1 protein-coding gene is annotated in these 1,154 nt (G+C 32.0%); it reads right to left on the bottom strand.

Annotated elements, in window-relative coordinates; translation table 11 throughout:
* On the bottom strand, positions 1-923 hold a 923-nt coding region (locus BM143_RS23665; RefSeq protein WP_090027844.1), incomplete at its 3' end, for an IS110 family RNA-guided transposase.
* Positions 924-1,154: the final 231 nt, after the last annotated feature.

The following is a 1,154-nucleotide window of genomic DNA, read 5'->3' on the forward strand; positions in this document are numbered from 1 at the left end:
CCGAAAGCTTGTCTTAAAAGTTTATTGCATACAGCAATTAATGCTACTTTTTTACATTTCTTTTTTTCCAGAATTCTTTCATAAAGAGCTTTGCATTGTGTATTAAATCGCATTGCGCTCCATGAGCATACATATAAAATACTCCTCACAAAGCCCTTGCTGGTTCTGCATTTTCCAATTGATATTTTCTTGTTCCCGGAATGATACATTTTAGGAACGACTCCAAAGTATTTACAAAGTGCCTTTGAGTGTTTAAAGTTTTTAAAGTTATTGGTGGCAACAAGTAATAGCAGGGCTGTTTTCTCTCCAATTCCACTTATGCTGGATAATAAATCTTTATTTTCTTTAAGTTCTTTATCTTCCAGATGGGGAAGTCTTTTCTCAAGGCCCTTAATATCTTTATTAATCCTTTTAATAATTGCTTCGTAGTGCTTTATAACCGATTTATTAACAATGGGCTTTTGATTAAGGGATTTAAGCTTCAGTGAATATCTTGCTTTTTCCTGTTCTAAATCTTGCCATAGGTTGAGTTCCTGCTCCAGGAATTCAATATTTTCTTTTTTCGGTTCATATGGATTCATTGTCATAGTTTCTCCAAAGTTTCTTATTAGTCTGGCATCCTGCTGATCAGTTTTACTAATATGGTTTTTTACTTCTGAAAACTTTTTAATAGATAATCCACTCACTTGATAAACCTCAAACCCCATAGAATGAGAGTAATATAAAATTTTACTACTGTAAGATCCTGTAGCTTCTACAACAATTTTGAATTGGCTCGTATCCCACTTTTTCAGACACTTTTCAATATGTACTTTGTTGTTACCAATAGTGATGATTTGCTCTTTTTCATCATCTAAAAAACTCATGACTAAAATATTTGAGCTCACATCTACTCCGATTACTTTTTTTTCTAAATTTGCCATTATAAAAGTTCTTTATTTTATTGGAAAAGTGTTTTCTACTGAACCAGTGTGATAAGAGTTTTCCTATGACGAAACAACATTCTATTCGGTTTTTTAGAAAACAAGCAATAGGGACTAAGTGTCAAGGACGGTATCAAGTACCAACAAGGTTTCTATCTTTTTCCTATTGCTTTTTCCAATGATTAATATTCCAAAGATATTTTAACTTTTTTAAGAGCGTTATCCTAATAA

The organism is Chryseobacterium oleae (assembly GCF_900115055.1).
GTDB lineage: Bacteria > Bacteroidota > Bacteroidia > Flavobacteriales > Weeksellaceae > Chryseobacterium > Chryseobacterium oleae.